We start from the raw sequence: 18,120 nt of genomic DNA on the forward strand, positions 1-18,120 counted from the left end.
TTCGCAAGACGAGACCATGCTCCCTTCCGCCCCCCGTATTGTCCTGCTCACCGCCGCCCTGGTCACCCTGGGCGCCTGCCGTACCATCGTGCCGCCGAACTTCCGGCCGCCCGAGAATCCCAGCAGCAGCATCAACGAGGCGCGCAAGACGCTGGACGACGCCTCGCCCTGCTGCGGCAGCTTCGCCGACCTGTCCTACCAGGACATGCTGCCGTGGCAGCCGCAGCGCTTCGAACTCAGCAAGGACAGCCCGGTCGCCAATCTCAACGGCGACCGCAGCTACTTCCTGGCCTTTCGCCTCCCGCAGGGTGCGCAGCTGCCGTACACCATTGCGATGAAGTCCGAGCTCAATGGCCGCTGGCTCAGCTCCAGCTACCTGTTCGCGCCCACCCTGGTACTTCTGGACGACGCTTTCCAGCCGCTGCATTCCGAAGACATCCAGCTGTGCGAATACATCGGCTGGACCAGCGAAACAACCGGCGCGTTCGGCAAGTTCAAGGTGGACGACGAGAAGGCGCGTTACCTGGTGGTGTATTCCTCCACCAAGCAGCAGAAAAGCCAGACCTACTGGGAGCAGTCGCCCACCACCTTCTCGGCCGAGGCGCCGGTGAAGATGAACTCGGCCGGCAGCTTCAAGATCCAGCATGGTCCCGACGGCGTGCTGTTCCTGGGCATGCAGAACGACACCTACAAGAAAGCCATCGGCAACGCGGTGTGCTCCAAGGCACCGCAGGGCAATGGCGTGATCTCCACGCTTCGCGACGTCGTCAGCACCGACCTGCTCGGCGACGACAAGCAAAAGAAAGAGAAGGGCGGCTGATCCAGCCATGCAGACCACGGTCATCCTGTACCTCCTGCTCCTGCTGGGAGCCATCGCCTTCTTCGTGCTGCACCTGATCGCGCAGTGGCGTTTCGCCGCCCGCCTGCGCAAGCACTATCCCGATCAGTGGAAAACCATCATCGAGGCCGACACCGGTCGTCCGAACGGGCTGGCCAACTGGCTGCGCATCCGTCGCGTGCTACGCTCGGACGCCCCGGCCCTGTTCAACGACACGGCGCTCACGCGCTGGCAGGGTTGGTGGCGGCGCACCCCGTGGCTTGCATGGCCGTGCTGGCTCGCCGCCATGGCACTACAGTGGTGGGCCATAAAACAGGGCTGAAGACGCCCTTCTACCGAGGGAGTTCGCATGGATCTTCGCCTCATCGGTCGTCACGCGCTCGTTTGCGGCGCATCGCAGGGCATCGGTCGCGCCACCGCCTTCGAGCTTGCGCAACTCGGTGCCAGCGTCACCCTGCTCTCCCGCTCGGCCGATGCGCTCAAGGCACTGGCAGCGGAGCTGCCTGCCACGCACGCTGGCCAGCAGCATGACCACGTCACCGCCGACATGCTCGACACCGACGCACTCGCTGCCGTCGTGGCCGGCGTAGTGAAGGATCACGCCGTGCACATCGTGGTGAACAACAGCGGCGGCCCTCCGGGTGGTCCGCTGTGGAACGCCGAGCCGGATGCCTTCCTCAACGTGTTCCGCCAGCATCTGGTCGCCGCACAGGTCGTCACGAGCGCCTGCCTGCCGGGCATGCGCCATGCGCATTACGGTCGCGTGCTCAACGTGATTTCCACCTCGGTGAAAGAGCCGATTCCCAATCTCGGTGTCTCCAACACGATCCGCGCAGCCGTCGCCGGCTGGGCGAAATCACTGTCGGGTGAGGTCGCGGCAGACGGCATCACCGTCAACAACGTGCTGCCCGGCTACACCCGCACCGACCGCCTGGAGTCCCTGGTGGAAGCCAGCGTGAAGTCGGGACGCACGCGTGACGAAGTGGAGCGCGGCCTGCTGGCAAGCGTGCCGGCAGCGCGATTCGGCGATCCGGCCGAAGTCGCCGCCCTGCTCGCCTTCCTCGCCAGCCCCGCGGCCGGCTACATCAACGGCACCAGCATCGCGGTGGATGGTGGCCGAACCCGCAGCCTGAACTGAAGGACGCCTCGCATGCTCGTGCTCGCCAACCTCATCGACGGCCAGGCACGCACACCGCGCGGCGGCCGTTACCTCGACATCGTCGATCCGGCCATCGGGAGAGCCTACGCCCGGTGCCCGGACTCGGATGCCGACGACGTCGCCGACGCCGTGGCCGCCGCGACGCAAGCTGCTCCAGGCTGGGCAGGTATGCCCGCCGATGATCGCGCGCGCTGCCTTTATCGGCTGGCCGATCTTGTTGAAAGCCGCCTCGATACGTTCGCTGCCGCCGAATCGCAGGACAGCGGCAAGCCGCTCGCCCTCGCCCGCTCGCTCGACATTCCCCGTGCCATTGCCAATCTGCGCTTCTTCGCGGCAGCCATCGGCCAGTGGCATGGCGAGTCGCATGCCATGGAACAAGGCGCGATCAATTACACGCTGCGCCTGCCTCTTGGCGTGGTGGGCTGCATCAGCCCGTGGAACCTGCCGTTGTACCTTTTCACGTGGAAGGTCGCCCCCGCGCTCGCTGCGGGCAACACGGTGGTGTCCAAACCCTCGGAAATCACGCCGTACACGGCGTGGCTGCTCGGCACCCTGGCGGCTGAGGCAGGCTTTCCTCCGGGGGTGTTCAACATCGTGCATGGCACGGGGCCTGCCGTGGGCGAGGCCATCGTCACGCATGACAGCGTCAAGGCCATCTCCTTTACGGGCAGCACGCGCACTGGCGTGGCGATCGCCAACGCCGCGGCGCCACGACTGAAAAAGGTGTCGCTGGAACTGGGTGGCAAGAACCCGGCCATCGTCTTCGACGATTTCGACTTCACCGACACGTCGATGGCCACCATCGTCCGCTCGGGCTTCGCCAACCAGGGCGAAATCTGCCTGTGTGGATCGCGGCTGCTCGTCCAGCGGGGCATCTACGAACGCTTCCGCGAAGCTTACCTGGAGCGTGTCCGCGCACTGCGTGTCGGCGATCCGTCCGTGCCGGGAAGCGATCTGGGTGCCCTGGTGTCCCGTGCGCATTTCGAGAAGGTCACCGGCTGCATCGAACGCGCGCGTGCCGAAGGCGGCACGATCCTCACCGGCGGCGGCCGGGTCCTCGTCGATGGCCGTTGCGCCGATGGCTGGTTCGTCGAGCCCACCGTGATCGAAGGCCTTCCCTCGGGAGCGGCCACGAACCAGGAAGAGATCTTCGGCCCGGTTGTCACCCTGATTCCGTTCGATGACGAGGCCGAGGCGCTGGCCATCGCCAATGGCACTCCTTACGGACTGACCGCCTCGGTGTGGACGAGCAACCTGTCACGCGCTCATCGCCTCGCGGCAACACTTGAATTCGGCATCATATGGGTCAACTGCTGGATGCTTCGCGACCTGCGTACGCCGTTCGGGGGCGTCAAGCAGTCGGGCGTCGGCCGCGAAGGCGGCTTCGAGGCCCTTCGTTTCTTCACCGAAGCCAGGAATGTCTGCATCAGCCATGGCCAATGACATCATCCATGCCGACCGTGCGCCGCCTCCCGTCGGCGCGTACCCGCACGCCCGTCGCGTCGGCAACCTGCTGTTCCTGTCCGGCGTCGGCCCGCGCATGCCGGGAAGCAATGGCATTCCCGGCAACGTCACCGATATCCACGGCCATCTCATCGCCTACGACATCGAAGCGCAGTGCCACCAGGTGTTCGCCAACGTGCGCGCAGTGCTTGAGGCAAGCGGTGCGCGCTGGGAGAATCTCGTGGACATCACGGTGTTCCTCACCGACATGCAGCGCGATTTCGCCACCTACAACCGGCTCTATGCCGAAGCGTTCAAGGGCGTGGACGCCTGCCGGACAACGGTGGAAGTCAACGCCCTGCCAACCCCCATCGCCATCGAACTGAAGTGCATCGCCGCCCTCCCCCTGTAGGAGCGCGCCTGCGCGCGACCGCTACGAAGCCGTTGCTCACCCCTCTGCCCCGGTCGCGCGCAAGGCGCGCTCCTACAGGAGGCAGGTTTTCAGGAGGGCTTCGATCAGCACCTGTACGCGTGCCGCTTTTTTCGGCAGGTAGTCGAAGCTGTCTTCGTCCATGTAGTTGATCTGGGACAGCTCCAGCTGCACGGCATCGATGCCATCTTCGGGCTTGCCATAGTGTCGCGTGATGTAGCCGCCCTTGAAGCGACCGTTGGCCACCCACGAGTAGTCGTTCTGCTCGCCCAGCAAGGTCGTCAGGCGCTCCTGCAGGGCCGACGAGCAGCTGGCTCCATCGGCCGTGCCGAGGTTGAAATCAGGCAGCCGGCCATCGAACAGCATCGGTACATGACTGCGGATGGAGTGGCCTTCCCACAGCACCGCCCGGCCGTGCTTCTTGCGCAGGCGCCGCAGCTCGTCGAACAGCGCCGAGTGGTAAGGCTTCCACCACTGCTTCACGCGCTCGGCAATTTCTTCCGCATCCGGCTCTGCACCCGGGCGGTAGATATCGCTGCCGTCGAACTGGATCGTCGGCACCAGCCCGGTCTCCTTGCGGCCCGGATACAGCGCGTGCCCGTCCGAAGGCCGATTGAGATCGATCACATAGCGCGACGCCACCGGCACGAGGATGCTGGCACCCAGCCCCTTCGCGACGGCATAGAGTTCCTTGACGTGCCAGTCGGTGTCCGCCGACCGGCGTGCCGGGCGCTTCATCCGCGCCTCGATATCCTTGGGAATGAAGCTGCCGTTGTGCGGCAGGCTGACCAGGAGCGGCGCGGTGCCGCGATGAAGGGTATAGGAGTCCATGGCGGCCATTTTACTCCTCAACCGGGGACACGATCGCCCAGCAGCACCATTTCCTCTGCCGACGTCGGATGAATGGCGATGGTGGCGTCCAGGTCGGATTTTCGTGCGCCCATCTTGATCGCCACGGCGAAGCCCTGGAGCATCTCGTCCACCCCCGGCCCCAGCATCTGCATGCCGACGATGCGCGAGTCCTCGCCCACGCAGATGAGCTTGAAGCGGGTGGTGATGGGCCGCTGCGCCAGCGCAAGCTGCATGGGCACGAATGATTGTTTATACAGGTGCACGTCGGCGCCGTAGCGCTCCCGTGCCTGCTCTTCCGACATGCCACAGGTGCCCAGCGGCGGATGTGAATAGACCACGCTGGGGATGTTGTCGTAGTCGAGCTTCGCGTCGTTCTTGCCGCCGAAAAGCCGGTCCGCCAGCTTGCGCCCCGCCGAGACGGCCACCGGCGTGAGCGCCAGGCGCTGGGTCACGTCGCCTACCGCGTAGACACCCGGAACATTGGTGTTCTGCCAGTCGTCGATGAGGACATGACCGTTCTCGTCGGTGACCAGGCCGATGCGCCCGATATCCAGCGACGCCGTATTGGCGTGGCGCCCGACGGCCCAGATCAATGCGTCGTACGGGCCGGGATGATCGCCACGATTGCAGTCGAGCAGCAACACGCCGTCCTTCTCGTGCACGGCGTCGATCTCGCAGGTGTAGTGGATGCGGATGCCGTGCTGGCGCATCTCGTCGCCGAGGCCGTAGGCCATCTCTTCGTCGAAGCCACCCATGAGGCGGCCACGCACGTACATGTCCACGTCGCTGCCGAGCGCGCGCAGCACGCCCGCCAGCTCCACGGCGATGTAGCCGCCGCCGACGATGGCGGTGCGGCGCGGACAGTCCCTGAGATCGAAGAAACCATCCGATGTCATGCCCAGGTCGAAACCGGGCTTGTCGAGGCGATTGGCCGACGAACCGGTGGCGATGACGACATGCGATGCCTTCAGTTCGCGATCACCGGCCTGGATGTGTCCCGGGGCAAGGAAACGGCCGGTTTCGAGAATGAGCGTGATGTGGCCGTTGTCGAGGGCGCGCTGGTAGCTCACGTGGATGCGCTCGATGTATGCCTGCCGACGCTCGATGAAACGCGGCCAGTCGAGCTTGCCTGGCTGATCGGTGAAACCGTAGTCCGCCGCGATGTACTGCGCCTCGGCCATCTGCGCGGCGTACCACATCGCCTTTTTCGGCACGCAGCCGACATTGACGCAGGTGCCTCCCAGATCCTTCGGTTCGAGCAGCGCGACTTTTGCGCCGTGCTTCGAAGCCCGGATGGCGGTGGCGAGGCCTCCTGAGCCGCCGCCGATCACGATGAGGTCGAAGGCTTCCACGGTCATGCATCGCTCCTGGGGAATGGGGATGCTTGTCACCCTAGCAAATACGATGTGTGTTTCGTAAATGCGGGGCCGTGGGTGTCGCTTTCGACCGGTCGCGCGCAAGGCGCGCTCCTGCAATGTGTTGCGCGTTTCGTAAATGCGGGCTGTGGGTTACGCCCTGGACCGGTCGCGCGCAAGGCGCGCTCCTACAATGTGTTGCGCGTTTCGTAAATGCGGGCTGTGGGTTACGCCCTGGACCGGTCGCGCGCAAGGCGCGCGACCGGTCCGGAGCGATGCCCACAAACCACCTACTATCAAAGCCCGAAACGCCCCGGCGAATACGGCGTCGGGTCCAGCGCAGGCGCAGGGCCGGCCAACAGGCTCGCCACCAGCTCTCCCGTGGCCGCCGACATGCTGATGCCCAGCATGCCGTGCGCCGTGGCATAGGTGAGATTGGACCAGCGCGTACTCGGCCCGATGATCGGCACCTCGTCCACGCTCATCGGACGCCAGCCCCACCACGGCGTGACCTCGCCCCGGCCTTCGGGCTCATGCAGGTACGTGGCCGCCGCACGACGAAGCGCGCCGAGACGGATCTCGTTCAAGCCTTCGGCAAAACCGGAAAACTCCATCGTGCTGCCCAGGCGATAACCCGACGCCCACGGGGTGACGCACACGGCCGCATCGCGCAGCACAAGCGAGTGATGCGGTGGCCGCTCGGGCGGCTGCTCCCACGTGAGCGAATAGCCCTTGCCCGGCTGCATCGGCAGGCGGATGTCGAGCAGGCGACCGATCAGCGGCGACCATGCACCCAGCGCCATCACCACGCGCTCGCCGCTGAACACGCCACCCGTGGTGCGCACATGCGATACACGTGGGCCATCGAAGACAAACTCGTCCACGCGGGCACCCGTCTCGATCGCACCGCCCAGCTCCCTCACCCGGCGTGCCAGCTCGGCCACGTAACGATCCGGTCGCAGGCGCGCGTCGCCCGGATGCAGGAGGCCACCGACCACGCCTTCGCGCAGTGCGGGCTCCTGGGCCAGCACGTCATCAGCCCCCAGCACGCGGACATCCATGCCAAGGCGACGCAGCAGATCCACGTGGGCCCGATCCTCGTCCATCGTGCGCCGGCTGCGATAGGCGTAAAGCTCGCCCACCTCCTCGAACTCGCAGGACAGGCCATCGTTGGCAATCAGGTCGCCCAGCAATGCCCGGGAGCGCGCCAGGATGGCGCCACGCGCCTCGCCGGCCTGCTGGTAATCCCGCCAGGTACAACGCCGGGCAAAGCCCATCAGCCACGCCGCGCGAGCCGGGTCCGGCCGCGGATTCACATAGAGCGGCGCATCTCGCCGGAACAGCGAACGCAAGGCGGTGCCCACCATGCCCGGCATGGTCAGGGGCCCCGCATGGCTGGGGGTGATCGTGCCGCAGTTGCCATGGGAGCTGCCGTTGCCGGGCAGCCCCTGTTCGAGCACGCGGACGGAGGCACCGGCCTTGAGCAGGTAGAGCGCACAGGCCAGGCCGATCACGCCGCCGCCCATGACCAGTACGTCGCTTCGGGATCTATCCATCCGCCCAGTTTAACGGGCCGGACCCCGGCTGGCGGCCTGTCCGGAGGCTGAATTCGCGCGCTTTGCGAGGTGTTCCATGCAACTCATTGATTTGATAACCTCCCAGTGCCGATCCTGACAGGGGAAACGCCGATGCGCGCCTCAACGATGCCTCACCACACGCTACGCCACCTCCGCACCCTGACCCTGGCCACCGGCGTGGTGCTGCTGGCCGCGTGTGGCAGCAGTCCGCATCGCCCCTCGTCCTCCCAGCGCAACAACCCCGCTTCGGCCGTGCCCCTGGCCAAGAACCTGAACTGGTCGACCAAGCCCGCCCTCGCCCCGCCGGCCGATGCGGCCAACGATGTGCTGTTCCGCGCCATCGGCCTGGTCGGCACGCCTTATCGCTGGGGCGGCAACACCCCTGCGGGCGGTTTCGATTGCAGCGGCCTCATCAATTACATCTACCTCACGTCCACCGGCGTGCGTCTGCCGCGCACCTCGGCGGAAATGGCCGCGCTCGACAAGCCCAAGATCCGCGAAACGGATCTCGCCAGCGGCGATCTCGTTTTCTTCGGACGCAGCCACGTCACCCATGTCGGCGTCTACGTCGGCAAGGGCCGCTTCGTTCACGCGCCCAACTCGGGCGGTACGGTACGACTCGACACCCTCGACGGCGCCTACTGGAAGGACAACTTCGTCTACGGACGTCGCGTCCTTAACTGAATGGTTGGCAACGACGAGTGTTTTGTGCGCCAATTAGATTGCACGCGATTTAATTGCGTGCTTATATATCCCCATGGCCCGGCAGCCGCCGATGCCTTCTTCCCCTGACGACAAAGGATCACGACATGAGCAACCTCTCGAAAGTGCAGAAGATCGTCTACACCGCCCACGCCAAGGTCGCCGGTGGTCGCGAAGGTCACGTCAAGAGCGACGACGGCCTGATCGACCTGCAGCTGCGCCTGCCGAAGGAAATGGGCGGCGCCGGTGGCGGCAGCAACCCGGAGCAGCTCTTCGCCGCCGGCTACGCCGCCTGCTTCGAAGGCGCCGTGCGCTTCGTCGCAAGCCAGAAGAAGGTGAACGTCGACGGCGCCTCGGTCGCCAGCAGCGTGGGTATCGGTCCGCGCGAGGGCTCGGGCTTCGCAATCCAGGTCAAGCTCGAAGTGAGCCTGCCGGGTGTGGACGACGCCGTGGCCCAGGACATCGTGAAGACCGCCCACCACGACGTCTGCCCGTACTCGCACGCCACGCGCGGCAATGTGGACGTGGACGTGTCGGTGAACGGCAAGGCCGTGGCGTAAGCCCCTTCGCCGCTTCGCTAGGTCAGGACGGCGCCCACTGGGCGCCGTTCGTTTATGAATCGCAGCCGCGATGCCGGAAATGCCCCCTACTTCCGGCACACAACAGCGTCATGGGTTGAGCGCAAATTCCCGCGCACTGCCATGTGAAGGGATACGACATGCCGCCCTCTTCGAAACAGGCCAGGATTGCCGGCCTGTTGTTCCTGCTGCTCGTGCTCGTCGCCCCGGTAAGGCTGCTCTATATCCCCGACACCCTCATCGTCGGCAGTGATCCTGCCGCCACCGCCCGCAACATCCTCGCCAGCGAAACCCTGTTCCGCATGGGCATCCTGGCCGACATGGCCTGCGGCATGCTGATGATCTTCATCACGCTGGCCCTGCGCCGGTTGCTGCGGGGCGTAAACGAGGAACTGGCGGGCATGCTCGTCGTCCTGGGTGGCGTGCTTCCCGCTGCGCTCTATTTCTTCAATATCGCCAATGACGCAGCGGCGCTCATGCTCGTTCACGCCCCGCCCTATCTGGATGCGTTTACCCAGGCCCAGCGCGAAGGGCTGGCCCTTTTCTTCCTGCGCCTGCATACGCAGGTGATGTTCGCCTCGGAAGCCTTCTGGGGTGTCTGGCTGCTGCCGCTGGCGATCCTCGTCTATCGCTCGGGTTTCCTGCCGCGCCTGCTGGGCGCCTGGCTGTTCGTCAACGGGCTGGCCTACCTCGTGCAAAGCGTGGTGGCCTTTCTGGTGCCGGCATGGATAGCGCCACTGTCGGATATCTGCTCACCGATCCAGTTCGGGGAAATCGCCTTTACGCTGTGGCTGCTCGTCATGGGCGTAAAGCCAAGGCATGCCAGAGAACCCATGTAGGAGCGCGCCTTGCGCGCGACCGATCATCACGACAACCCGGTCGCGCGCAAAGCGCGCTCCTACAAGTGGGGGTATCGCGACAACCCGGTCGCGCGCGAGGCGCGCTCCTACAAAAAAACGGCCGGGTTTCCCCGGCCGTTTTTTATAACCCTGGAGACTGACAGCTCAGTGCTCGCCGTCGCCCTTCGGGTGGGCATGGCCGTGGGCGATTTCCTCTTCCGAGGCGTCGCGCACGGTCTGCACGTCGATGTTGAAGTTGAGGGTCTTGCCGGCCATCGGGTGGTTGAGGTCGATATCGACCACGCTGGAACCCACCTTCTGCACCACCACCACGCGCTGGCCGCCTTCCTTCAGGGAGAGGATGGTGGTGTCGCCGGCCTTGAGGCCCTTGCCCTGCTGCGGGAAGTACTTCTTCGGCACGCGCTGGGTCTGGCCTTCCTGGCGCGGACCGTAGCCCTGCTCCGGGGAGATTTCGAGGTCGAACTTGTCGCCGACCGACTTGCCTTCCAGGCCGGCTTCCATACCCGGGATCAGCTGGCCATGGCCCAGCAGGATCCACAGCGGTTCGCCGCCCTCGACCGAGCTTTCGACCTGCTGGCCGTCCACGGTGAGGGTGTAGTGGAACGAGATGACCTTGTCCTTGCCAGCCTGCATGTTGGTTTCTACCGAAGGAAAACCGGGCATTTTAGCGGCCGCCCGGGTCGCCGTCACGTCGCCTCAGCGATTCTTCCCGAAACCCACGCCCCGGGCCTCGGGCCCCAGCCAGGTCAGCAGGGCCAGCAGGATCGCCACGGCGGCAATCCACACCGACATGGCGAAGGCGAAATCGCCGCCGCGCAGGTCCGCCAGCCAGGTCTGCGCCGTGGCCGTGATGGCCGCCAGCAGGTTGCCCATCTGGTAGGCAAAGCCCGGCAGGGTGCCGCGCACGGCATCGGGGGACAGTTCGTTCAGGTGGGTAGGCACCACGCCCCAGGCCCCCTGCACCATCACCTGGATCAGGAACGCGCCCAGGCCCAGCAGGAGCAGCGAGCCGCCGTAGGTCCACAGGGGAATCACCGGGATCGCCAGCAGGGCCGCGATGATGATGGTGCGCCGGCGACCGATGCGCTCGGACAGCGAGCCGAAGCTCAGGCCACCGACTAGCGCACCCAGGTTGAGCAGTGCCGTGAGCAGGAAGGCCTGCGAAGAACCCGCAGGGATATGCAGGCTTTCCTGCACGAAGGTGGGATACATGTCCTGCGAGCCGTGGCTGAACATGTTGAACGCCGCCATCAGTAGCATCAGGTAGATGAAAAGCTTCCAGTGCCCGCGCATGGAGACGAACACGCTCTCGCGTACCTGCGAGCGGCGATCTTCCCACACCGGCGATTCCGGCACCTTGCGGCGGATATAGAGCACCAGCAGCGCCGGCACCGCGCCTACGATGAACAGGCCACGCCAGCCGATGTGATCCACCAGCAGCCAGTTCACCAGGGCCGCGAGAAAGAAACCGCAGGGGTAGCCGCTCTGGAGCAGTCCGGAAACGAAGCCACGCGAACGCGCGGGAATGGACTCCATCGCCAGCGAGGCACCGATGCCCCACTCGCCGCCCATCGCGATGCCGAACACGAAACGCAGGCCCAGCAGCACGGCCAGCGAGGGCGCGAAGGCACAGGCCACTTCCAGTATCGAGAAGAGCACGATGTCGAACATCAGCACCGGGCGGCGACCGTAGCGATCGGCCAGCCGGCCGAAGATCAGGGCGCCGATGGGGCGCGCGGCCAGGGTGAGAAACAGCCCGTAGGTCACCTCCTCGCGAGGTACCTGGAATTCGTGCGCCACCGCCAGGATGACGAAGGTCAGCAGGAAGTAGTCGAAGGCATCGAGCGTCCAGCCGAGGAAGGCGGCGATCACGGTGTGCCGCTGCGTGGAATCGAGTTCTCGCAGCGCGGCGGGCAAAGGCATCAGATTTTCCTCAAACTGGCGGCGGCGCCGAGGCTAGCACAGCACCGCCGCCGCCCACGCTTCATCCACGAAGCGACGACACGCTCCCGCTACACTCGGGGAGCTTCCAAGACCAAGGGAGAACTTACATGCAGCCTGTCCGCTCCATCGGTTCCATCGCCCTGATCGCTGTCTTCTTCGCCGGTACCGCCAGCGCGCAACAGATAGGCGCCAGCGGTGCCCCCGTCCCTCGCGCTTCGCCCAGTGCCAGCCAGGCCGTTCCGGGATCTGGCTCAGATAATGGTGCGCCGCCTTTCTCCGATCTCGACAAGAGCGGCAAGGGCTTCATCACGCGCGGCGACGTGCCCAAGGATATCGACGCACTGAAGCCGCTGCGCGCACACTTCAACGAAGCCGACCAGAACCACGACGGTCGCGTCGACAAGGCGGAATACGACGCCTACGTCCACAAGAGCAATTCGCCACAACGCTGATGTCGTTCCGGTCGGGCGCCAATCGCGCCCGGCCCTCCATCAAGGACGAGCCATGCTCCCAGACAGCCGGACGCGACGACTGATCGCGTCACGTTTCGCCCGACCTGCCGACCGCTATTACATCCGCGGCAAGCTCGCCAGCGACCCGGTTTATGCCGCCACCGCGCGCGCCATTGCCGGGCGCCGCATGCCGCTGCTCGACATCGGCTGCGGCCTGGGCATCCTGGGCCACTACCTGCATGCCTGCGATGTGCTGGACGGCTATCTGGGGCTGGATCACGACGGCACGAAGATCGCCCGTGGCCAGGCCGCTGCCGAGGAAGCCGAACTGGGCGACAGCCTGACCTTGCGCGAAAGCGATGCCACGTCGCCGCAGCCCGTAAGAGGACATGTTGCCCTGCTCGACGTGCTCCACTACCTGCCCCGCGAACGCCAGCCGGACCTGCTCCGCTATGCCGTGGATCACCTTGCCGGCGACGGGGTGCTGATCCTGCGCACGGTGCTCGCCGACGATTCCTGGCGTTTTCGCGCCACCGTGTGGGAAGAGCGCTTCATCAAGGCCGTTGGCTGGATTCCCGGCGGTGCGCAGCATTTTCCCCAGGAAGACGAAATCCGCGAGGCGCTGGAGCCTGAAGGCATTACGGTCTCGTTCCAGCCGCTCTACGGCCGCACTCCCTACAACAGCTGGCTGCTCACCGCCTCCCGCCAACCCGTGTAGGAGCGCGCCTTGCGCGCGACCGGCATAGCGAAAGCCATGGTGATTTTCGCGATGACCGGTCGCGCGCAAGGCGCGCTCCTACAGGGGTTTTGGGGCATCTGTGGGGGCGCCCCCTTTGTGCGACGCAATATGTTAAGATCCGTCTGTCGTGCCGCCGCTATCGACTCCCTTGCGGAGCTTGAGGCCGGGCTTATAGCCCGCCCCGTTCCCCCACCCCCGACCAGCGCACGCGACACCGGCCAGCCCAGCGATTCCGCTGCGCGGCCGCCGAATTCATAACTCGCAGCGCGGTTCCAGGGAACGCTCGGGTCACTCAGGAGTCATCCATGTCCTTCGAGTCGCTGGGCCTTGCGCCCGCGTTGCTGCGCGCCCTTTCCGAAGCCGGTTACGCAAAGCCCACCCCCATCCAGGCCGCCGCGATCCCCGAGGTGCTGGCCGGCCGCGATCTCATGGCCGCCGCCCAGACCGGCACCGGCAAGACCGCCGCGTTCTCCCTGCCCCTGCTGCACAAGCTGGCAGGCCAGCCGCTGCGTGAAGGCCGTCGCCCCATCACGGCGCTGATCCTCACCCCCACCCGCGAACTCGCCGCCCAGGTGCAGGACAACCTGCGCGATTACGGCAAGCACCTGCGCATCTCCAGCACCGTCATCTTCGGTGGCGTGGGCATGGGCAACCAGCTGCACGCCCTGCGTCGCGGTGTCGACATCGTCGTCGCCACACCGGGCCGCCTCATCGACCACATGCAGCAGCGCTCGGTCGACCTGTCGAAGGTCGAGGTGCTGATTCTCGACGAAGCCGACCGCATGCTCGACATGGGCTTCCTGCCCGCACTGAAGCGCATCCTCGCGGCCGTGCCTCCGAAGCGTCAGACCCTGCTGTTCTCGGCCACCTTCGCGCCGGAGATCAAGGCGCTGGCGCAGCAGTTCATGCGCGATCCGCGTGAAGTGTCCACTACGCCGGCCAACACCGTGGCCACCACGATCACGCATCGCGTGCATCCGGTGGATGCCGCCAACAAGCGCGACCTGCTGCTGCACCTGCTCGCCCAGGACAGCCGCCGGCAGACCCTCGTGTTCAGCCGCACCAAGCACGGCGCCGACAAGCTCGTGCGCTTCCTGGAAGTGTCCGGCGTGCGCGCCGCGGCCATCCACGGCAACAAGAGCCAGAACGCCCGCACCCGCGCGCTGTCCGACTTCAAGACCGGCCGCATCACGGTGTTGGTGGCCACCGATATCGCCGCGCGCGGTATCGACATCGACCAGCTCCCGGTCGTGATCAACTTCGACCTGCCCATGGTGGCCGAAGACTACGTGCACCGCATCGGCCGCACCGGTCGCGCCGGTTCGCAGGGCGAGGCGATCTCGCTGGTCAGCCACGAGGAATCCGGCCTGCTGCGCGACATCCGTCGCCTGCTGAAGACCGATCTCGAAATGGTCAACATCGCCGGTTACGAGCCCAGCTCGCCGCTGCGTCTCGACGCAGGTGCCCCGCGTCCGAAGCAGCAGCAGCGCCAGCCGCAGCAGCGCGCACCGCGCGAAGGCGGCGGTGGCAATCGCCAGGGCAGCGGCGGCGGCAGCCGTCAGGGTGGCGGTGGCGGCAACGCGCAGGGCGGTCGTCCCGCGCATCGTCCGCACGGCCATGGCGCCCCGGCCGCCGCCGGTGACGGCACGGCCAACCGCAACCATCGCCGCAAGCGTCGTGGCGGTCCTGCCGCCACGCCGAACAAGGCCTAACCCTCGGAACGGATCTTCGCGGTGAGGACGTGGTCCTCCCACAAGCCGTCGATCTTGAGGTAACGCCTGGCGTAGCCCTCCTTCTCGAAGCCCAGGCGTTCGAGAAGGCGGGCGCTGCGATCGTTGCGCGGGATGTAGTTGGCCATCACCCGATGGAAATCGAGTGGCCCGAACGCATAGCGGATCGCAGCATCAAGGGCCTCGTACATCAGGCCCTGGCCTTCGTGCCGGTGCGCGATGCCATAGCCGAGATGACAGGCCTGGAACACCCCGCGCACGACGTTGCCGAAGGTGAGGCTGGCGATCATCTCGCTGCTGTCGGGCGAGAGCACGACGAAGGGATAACCGCGATCGCCACGTGCGGCTTCCAGTCCGGCCTCGATGGCCAGGCGTGCGCCGTCCAGCGTGTAATGCGATTCGGTGCGCCACGGTTCCCATGGCGCCAGGTGCTCGCGATTTTCCACGCGATACCGTTGCAGCAGCTCCGCCTCATCGATATCGAGCAATCGCACGATCGTACGCTGGGTGCGTATCCGTACCGGTTCGCTCATCGCGCCAGCGCTGCCGCATGGTGACGCAGATGATCTTCGACAAAACTCTGGATGAAGTAATAACTGTGGTCGTAACCCGCATGCATGCGCAGCTCAAGCTTCTGGTCCGCGTCTTCGCACGCGGCCTCGAAGCGCTGCGGCTGCAGCTGGTTCAGCAGGAAGCTGTCCGCCTCGCCCTGGTCGATGAGGATCTTGCCGTCGAAACGGGCGCCCTCCTTGACCAGCGCCGTGGCGTCGTAGCGCTTCCAGGCCTTGCGATCCTCACCGAGATAGCGCGCAAAGGCTTTCTCGCCCCAGGGCACCTTCGCCGGTGCCACGATGGGCGCGAAGGCGGACACCGAGCGGAAGCGGCCGGGGTTGCGCAGGGCGATGGTCAGCGCGCCATGGCCTCCCATGGAATGGCCGAAGATGCCCTGCCGACCCATGTCCAGCGGGAAGTGGTCGGCCACCACGCGGGGCAGCTCGTCCACCACGTAGCTGTACATGCGAAAACGGTCGGCCCACGGGGCTTCGGTGGCGTCGAGGTAGAAACCCGCGCCCTCGCCGAACTCCCAGTCGCCGGTGGCGCCGGCGATGCCGGTCTCGCGGGGGCTCGTATCCGGCATCACCAGGGCGATACCCAGCTCCGACGCCAGGCGCTGGGCGCCCGCCTTGATGGTGAAGGTCTCTGCCGTACAGGTCAGGCCTGCGAGGTACCACAGCACCGGTACCGGCCCTTTCCCGGCCGCTGGCGGCAGGTACGCCGCAAAGCGCATGGGGCCGCCACAGGCCTCCGATGCATGGGTATAAAAGCCCTGCGTGCCGCCGAAGCAGCGCTGCGTGGAGACCGTCTCGATCTTGGTCATGCCTGCCATCCCTTCCGAAGCTGACCGGGAAGTCTAACCGTGTTCATGAAAACGTTCGAAAACCAAGGCGTAACATCCGCTTCACTGCTACAATGCCATTACTGCCCGGCGCCGAAGGTCGCCGCCGCGCCCCCCCTGAGGTCGCCATGACATCCCCCGATACAGACAACGCTCCGGCCCTGCCCGGTTTCAGCGCGCTTGCGCTCGACGAGAAAGTCGTCCGCGCCCTGACCGAAGTCGGCTACGAGACACCCTCCCCCATCCAGGCCGCCACCATTCCGCCGCTGCTCGACGGCCGCGACGTGATCGGACAGGCCCAGACCGGCACCGGCAAGACCGCCGCGTTCGCCCTCCCGGTGCTGTCGCGCATCGACCTCAAGCCGGGCAAGCCCCAGGCCCTGGTCCTCGCGCCCACCCGTGAGCTGGCCATCCAGGTCGCCGAGGCGTTCCAGAAGTACGCCACCTACATGCCGGGCTTCCAGGTGCTGCCGATCTACGGCGGCCAGAGCTACGGTCCGCAGCTGCAGGGCCTCAAGCGCGGTGCCCAGATCATCGTCGGCACGCCGGGCCGTGTGATCGACCACCTCGACAAGGGCACGCTCGATCTCTCGGCGCTACGCTTCATCGTGCTCGACGAAGCCGACGAAATGCTGCGCATGGGCTTCATCGACGACGTCGAGAAGCTGCTCCAGGCCACGCCGGAAGGCCGTCAGGTGGCCCTGTTCTCCGCGACCATGCCGGCGCCCATCCGCCGCATCGCGCAGACCTACCTGAACAACCCGGTCGAAGTCACGATCAAGAACAAGACCACCACCGCGGCGAACATCCGCCAGCGTTACTGGTGGGTCAGCGGCGTGCACAAGCTCGACGCCCTCACCCGCATCCTCGAAGCCGAAAGCTTCGACGCGATGATCGTGTTCGCACGCACCAAGCAGGCCACCGAAGAACTCGCCAGCAAGCTGCAGGCGCGTGGCTTCGCCGCCGCCGCCATCAATGGCGACATGGCCCAGGCCCAGCGTGAACGCGTGATCGAGCAGCTGAAGAACGGCAAGCTCGACATCCTGATCGCCACCGACGTCGCCGCACGCGGCCTCGACGTGGACCGCATCAGCCACGTGCTCAACTACGACATCCCGCACGACACCGAGTCGTATGTGCACCGCATCGGCCGCACCGGTCGCGCGGGCCGCAACGGCGAGGCGATCCTGTTCGTCACCCCGCGCGAGCGCAACCTGCTGCGCCAGATCGAGCGCGCCACGCGCCAGCCGATCGAGCAGATGCAGCTGCCCACCATCGAGGCGGTGAACGACACGCGCGTCAACAAGTTCAACCAGAAGATCACCGACACGCTGGCCACCGGCGACCTCGGCCTCTTCCAGCAGCTGGTCGAGAAGTACGAGCAGGAGCACAACGTGCCGGCGATCGAGATCGCCGCCGCGCTGGCAAAGATCGCCCAGGGCGACCAGCCCCTGCTGCTCGAACCGCCGGCCAAGCGCGAGTACACCGAGCGTCCGCCGCGTGAATACGATCGCGAGCGCGAGCACCGTGGCCCGCGCGACAACGGCGATTTCGCCGACCGTCGCCCGGTGCGCGAGGGCATGCGCCAGCCGCGCCCCCACGTCACGGAAACCGGCAAGAAGACCTACCGCATCGAAGTGGGCCACGAGCACGGCGTGAAGCCAGGCAACATCGTGGGCGCCATCGCCAACGAAGGCGGCGTCGATGCCAAGTTCATCGGCCGCGTCAGCATCCGCGACGATTACAGCCTGATCGACCTGCCCGATGGCATGCCGGTGGAGACCTTCACCCACCTGAAGAAGGTATGGGTCGCCCAGCAGCAGCTGCACATCAAGGAATGGGACGGCACCGAACAGCCGCAGAGCGGCAACAGCGGCGGCGGTGCCCCGCGCCCGCGTGGCAACTTCCGCCCCCAGGGCGGTCGCCCAGGCGGCAGCGGTGGCGGCAAGCCCCCGCGTCGCAAGCGCGATTACTGAGTCATGAAAAAGCCCGGCCGCTGTGCCGGGCTTTTTCTTTAGGGGTTCGCTTCGTAGGCAGGGCTTGCCTATCGCCCTCGCGCTCGGCG

19 protein-coding genes are annotated in these 18,120 nt (G+C 66.1%); 12 read left to right on the top strand and 7 right to left on the bottom strand.

Features of this window, described 5'->3' with window-relative positions; genetic code table 11:
• Positions 1-16: 16 nt before the first annotated feature.
• The 5 genes from KR767_RS20490 to KR767_RS20510 are packed head-to-tail and all read left to right on the top strand — an operon-like array spanning position 17 to position 3,852.
• Complete coding sequence (locus tag KR767_RS20490) at positions 17-820, top strand: MalM family protein (protein ID WP_166946977.1); 804 nt, start codon at positions 17-19, stop codon at positions 818-820.
• A gap of 7 nt (positions 821-827) precedes the next feature.
• Positions 828-1,160, top strand: coding sequence for a hypothetical protein (locus KR767_RS20495; protein ID WP_166946978.1), 333 nt, complete (start codon positions 828-830; stop codon positions 1,158-1,160).
• A 27-nt stretch (positions 1,161-1,187) separates the two neighbouring features.
• Positions 1,188-1,976 (top strand): SDR family oxidoreductase, encoded by a 789-nt coding sequence (locus KR767_RS20500; protein WP_250877603.1) that lies wholly within the window; start codon positions 1,188-1,190, stop codon positions 1,974-1,976.
• A 12-nt stretch (positions 1,977-1,988) separates the two neighbouring features.
• The gene (locus KR767_RS20505; RefSeq protein ID WP_250877604.1) at positions 1,989-3,440 is read left to right on the top strand and encodes an aldehyde dehydrogenase; all 1,452 of its coding nucleotides are present in this window, start codon (positions 1,989-1,991) and stop codon (positions 3,438-3,440) included.
• Positions 3,430-3,852: a RidA family protein gene (locus tag KR767_RS20510; RefSeq protein WP_250877605.1), complete on the top strand. Its 423-nt coding sequence runs from the start codon at positions 3,430-3,432 to the stop codon at positions 3,850-3,852. The genes KR767_RS20505 and KR767_RS20510 overlap by 11 nt, the downstream gene beginning before the upstream one ends.
• 72 nt (positions 3,853-3,924) lie before the next feature.
• Here KR767_RS20510 and hutG read toward each other — a convergent pair whose 3' ends face one another.
• The 3 genes from hutG to KR767_RS20525 all read right to left on the bottom strand — a co-directional run bounded on the left by hutG (position 3,925) and on the right by KR767_RS20525 (position 7,633).
• Positions 3,925-4,701: an N-formylglutamate deformylase gene (gene hutG, locus KR767_RS20515; protein ID WP_166946982.1), complete on the bottom strand. Its 777-nt coding sequence runs from the start codon at positions 4,699-4,701 to the stop codon at positions 3,925-3,927.
• 17 nt (positions 4,702-4,718) lie between these two features.
• Positions 4,719-6,080 carry a glutathione-disulfide reductase gene (gorA, locus tag KR767_RS20520; protein WP_250877606.1) on the bottom strand — a complete coding sequence of 454 codons (1,362 nt, stop codon included), beginning with the start codon at positions 6,078-6,080 and terminating at the stop codon, positions 4,719-4,721.
• 293 nt (positions 6,081-6,373) lie between these two features.
• On the bottom strand, positions 6,374-7,633 hold the full coding sequence (locus KR767_RS20525) for an NAD(P)/FAD-dependent oxidoreductase (RefSeq protein ID WP_166946984.1): 1,260 nt from the start codon (positions 7,631-7,633) through the stop codon (positions 6,374-6,376).
• Positions 7,634-7,765: 132 nt separating this feature from the next.
• On the opposite strand from KR767_RS20525, the gene KR767_RS20530 reads away from it, so the two are divergent.
• The 3 genes from KR767_RS20530 to KR767_RS20540 all read left to right on the top strand — a co-directional run bounded on the left by KR767_RS20530 (position 7,766) and on the right by KR767_RS20540 (position 9,773).
• Positions 7,766-8,338 (top strand): C40 family peptidase, encoded by a 573-nt coding sequence (locus tag KR767_RS20530; protein ID WP_250877607.1) that lies wholly within the window; start codon positions 7,766-7,768, stop codon positions 8,336-8,338.
• A 125-nt stretch (positions 8,339-8,463) separates the two neighbouring features.
• Positions 8,464-8,916, top strand: coding sequence for an organic hydroperoxide resistance protein (locus KR767_RS20535; RefSeq protein WP_166946985.1), 453 nt, complete (start codon positions 8,464-8,466; stop codon positions 8,914-8,916).
• Between the two features lie 158 nt (positions 8,917-9,074).
• The gene (locus KR767_RS20540; RefSeq protein ID WP_166946986.1) at positions 9,075-9,773 is read left to right on the top strand and encodes a DUF4386 domain-containing protein; all 699 of its coding nucleotides are present in this window, start codon (positions 9,075-9,077) and stop codon (positions 9,771-9,773) included.
• A 165-nt stretch (positions 9,774-9,938) separates the two neighbouring features.
• On the opposite strand, the gene KR767_RS20545 is transcribed toward KR767_RS20540, so the two are convergent.
• Both KR767_RS20545 and KR767_RS20550 read right to left on the bottom strand, forming a co-directional pair.
• Entirely contained in the window at positions 9,939-10,427 is a 489-nt protein-coding gene (locus tag KR767_RS20545) for an FKBP-type peptidyl-prolyl cis-trans isomerase (RefSeq protein WP_166947322.1), read from the bottom strand.
• A gap of 63 nt (positions 10,428-10,490) precedes the next feature.
• Complete coding sequence (locus KR767_RS20550; protein ID WP_250877608.1) at positions 10,491-11,717, bottom strand: MFS transporter; 1,227 nt, start codon at positions 11,715-11,717, stop codon at positions 10,491-10,493.
• A 128-nt stretch (positions 11,718-11,845) separates the two neighbouring features.
• Here KR767_RS20550 and KR767_RS20555 point away from each other — a divergent pair, with 128 nt between their 5' ends.
• The 3 genes from KR767_RS20555 (at position 11,846) to KR767_RS20565 (ending at position 14,641) form a co-directional block, all read left to right on the top strand.
• On the top strand, positions 11,846-12,190 hold the full coding sequence (locus tag KR767_RS20555; RefSeq protein WP_250877609.1) for an EF-hand domain-containing protein: 345 nt from the start codon (positions 11,846-11,848) through the stop codon (positions 12,188-12,190).
• A gap of 52 nt (positions 12,191-12,242) precedes the next feature.
• Positions 12,243-12,908, top strand: a complete 666-nt coding sequence (locus tag KR767_RS20560; RefSeq protein WP_166946989.1) for an SAM-dependent methyltransferase — start codon at positions 12,243-12,245, stop codon at positions 12,906-12,908.
• A gap of 326 nt (positions 12,909-13,234) precedes the next feature.
• Complete coding sequence (locus tag KR767_RS20565) at positions 13,235-14,641, top strand: DEAD/DEAH box helicase (protein ID WP_250877610.1); 1,407 nt, start codon at positions 13,235-13,237, stop codon at positions 14,639-14,641.
• Here KR767_RS20565 and rimJ read toward each other — a convergent pair.
• Both rimJ and fghA read right to left on the bottom strand, forming a co-directional pair.
• Complete coding sequence (gene rimJ / locus KR767_RS20570; RefSeq protein WP_166946991.1) at positions 14,638-15,192, bottom strand: ribosomal protein S5-alanine N-acetyltransferase; 555 nt, start codon at positions 15,190-15,192, stop codon at positions 14,638-14,640. The two genes, KR767_RS20565 and rimJ, sit on opposite strands and share 4 nt — an antisense overlap.
• The gene (fghA, locus tag KR767_RS20575) at positions 15,189-16,028 is read right to left on the bottom strand and encodes an S-formylglutathione hydrolase (RefSeq protein WP_425602755.1); all 840 of its coding nucleotides are present in this window, start codon (positions 16,026-16,028) and stop codon (positions 15,189-15,191) included. The genes rimJ and fghA overlap by 4 nt, the downstream gene beginning before the upstream one ends.
• Positions 16,029-16,183: 155 nt before the next feature.
• Here fghA and KR767_RS20580 point away from each other — a divergent pair, with 155 nt between their 5' ends.
• Positions 16,184-18,031, top strand: coding sequence for a DEAD/DEAH box helicase (locus KR767_RS20580; protein ID WP_250877612.1), 1,848 nt, complete (start codon positions 16,184-16,186; stop codon positions 18,029-18,031).
• The last annotated feature ends 89 nt before the right edge of the window (positions 18,032-18,120 follow it).

This window comes from Luteibacter anthropi (assembly GCF_023699965.1).
GTDB classification, from domain to species: domain Bacteria; phylum Pseudomonadota; class Gammaproteobacteria; order Xanthomonadales; family Rhodanobacteraceae; genus Luteibacter; species Luteibacter anthropi.

Bases quoted from the DNA above. Each gene is read 5' to 3' on its own strand.
- KR767_RS20490 (WP_166946977.1), top strand. From the start codon at position 17: ATGCTCCCTTCCGCCCCCCGTATTGTCCTGCTCACCGCCGCCCTGGTC.
- KR767_RS20495 (WP_166946978.1), top strand. From the start codon at position 828: ATGCAGACCACGGTCATCCTGTACCTCCTGCTCCTGCTGGGAGCCATC.
- KR767_RS20500 (WP_250877603.1), top strand. From the start codon at position 1,188: ATGGATCTTCGCCTCATCGGTCGTCACGCGCTCGTTTGCGGCGCATCG.
- KR767_RS20505 (WP_250877604.1), top strand. From the start codon at position 1,989: ATGCTCGTGCTCGCCAACCTCATCGACGGCCAGGCACGCACACCGCGC.
- KR767_RS20510 (WP_250877605.1), top strand. From the start codon at position 3,430: ATGGCCAATGACATCATCCATGCCGACCGTGCGCCGCCTCCCGTCGGC.
- hutG (WP_166946982.1), bottom strand. From the start codon at position 4,701: ATGGACTCCTATACCCTTCATCGCGGCACCGCGCCGCTCCTGGTCAGC.
- gorA (WP_250877606.1), bottom strand. From the start codon at position 6,080: ATGACCGTGGAAGCCTTCGACCTCATCGTGATCGGCGGCGGCTCAGGA.
- KR767_RS20525 (WP_166946984.1), bottom strand. From the start codon at position 7,633: ATGGATAGATCCCGAAGCGACGTACTGGTCATGGGCGGCGGCGTGATC.
- KR767_RS20530 (WP_250877607.1), top strand. From the start codon at position 7,766: ATGCGCGCCTCAACGATGCCTCACCACACGCTACGCCACCTCCGCACC.
- KR767_RS20535 (WP_166946985.1), top strand. From the start codon at position 8,464: ATGAGCAACCTCTCGAAAGTGCAGAAGATCGTCTACACCGCCCACGCC.
- KR767_RS20540 (WP_166946986.1), top strand. From the start codon at position 9,075: ATGCCGCCCTCTTCGAAACAGGCCAGGATTGCCGGCCTGTTGTTCCTG.
- KR767_RS20545 (WP_166947322.1), bottom strand. From the start codon at position 10,427: ATGCAGGCTGGCAAGGACAAGGTCATCTCGTTCCACTACACCCTCACC.
- KR767_RS20550 (WP_250877608.1), bottom strand. From the start codon at position 11,717: ATGCCTTTGCCCGCCGCGCTGCGAGAACTCGATTCCACGCAGCGGCAC.
- KR767_RS20555 (WP_250877609.1), top strand. From the start codon at position 11,846: ATGCAGCCTGTCCGCTCCATCGGTTCCATCGCCCTGATCGCTGTCTTC.
- KR767_RS20560 (WP_166946989.1), top strand. From the start codon at position 12,243: ATGCTCCCAGACAGCCGGACGCGACGACTGATCGCGTCACGTTTCGCC.
- KR767_RS20565 (WP_250877610.1), top strand. From the start codon at position 13,235: ATGTCCTTCGAGTCGCTGGGCCTTGCGCCCGCGTTGCTGCGCGCCCTT.
- rimJ (WP_166946991.1), bottom strand. From the start codon at position 15,192: ATGAGCGAACCGGTACGGATACGCACCCAGCGTACGATCGTGCGATTG.
- KR767_RS20580 (WP_250877612.1), top strand. From the start codon at position 16,184: ATGACATCCCCCGATACAGACAACGCTCCGGCCCTGCCCGGTTTCAGC.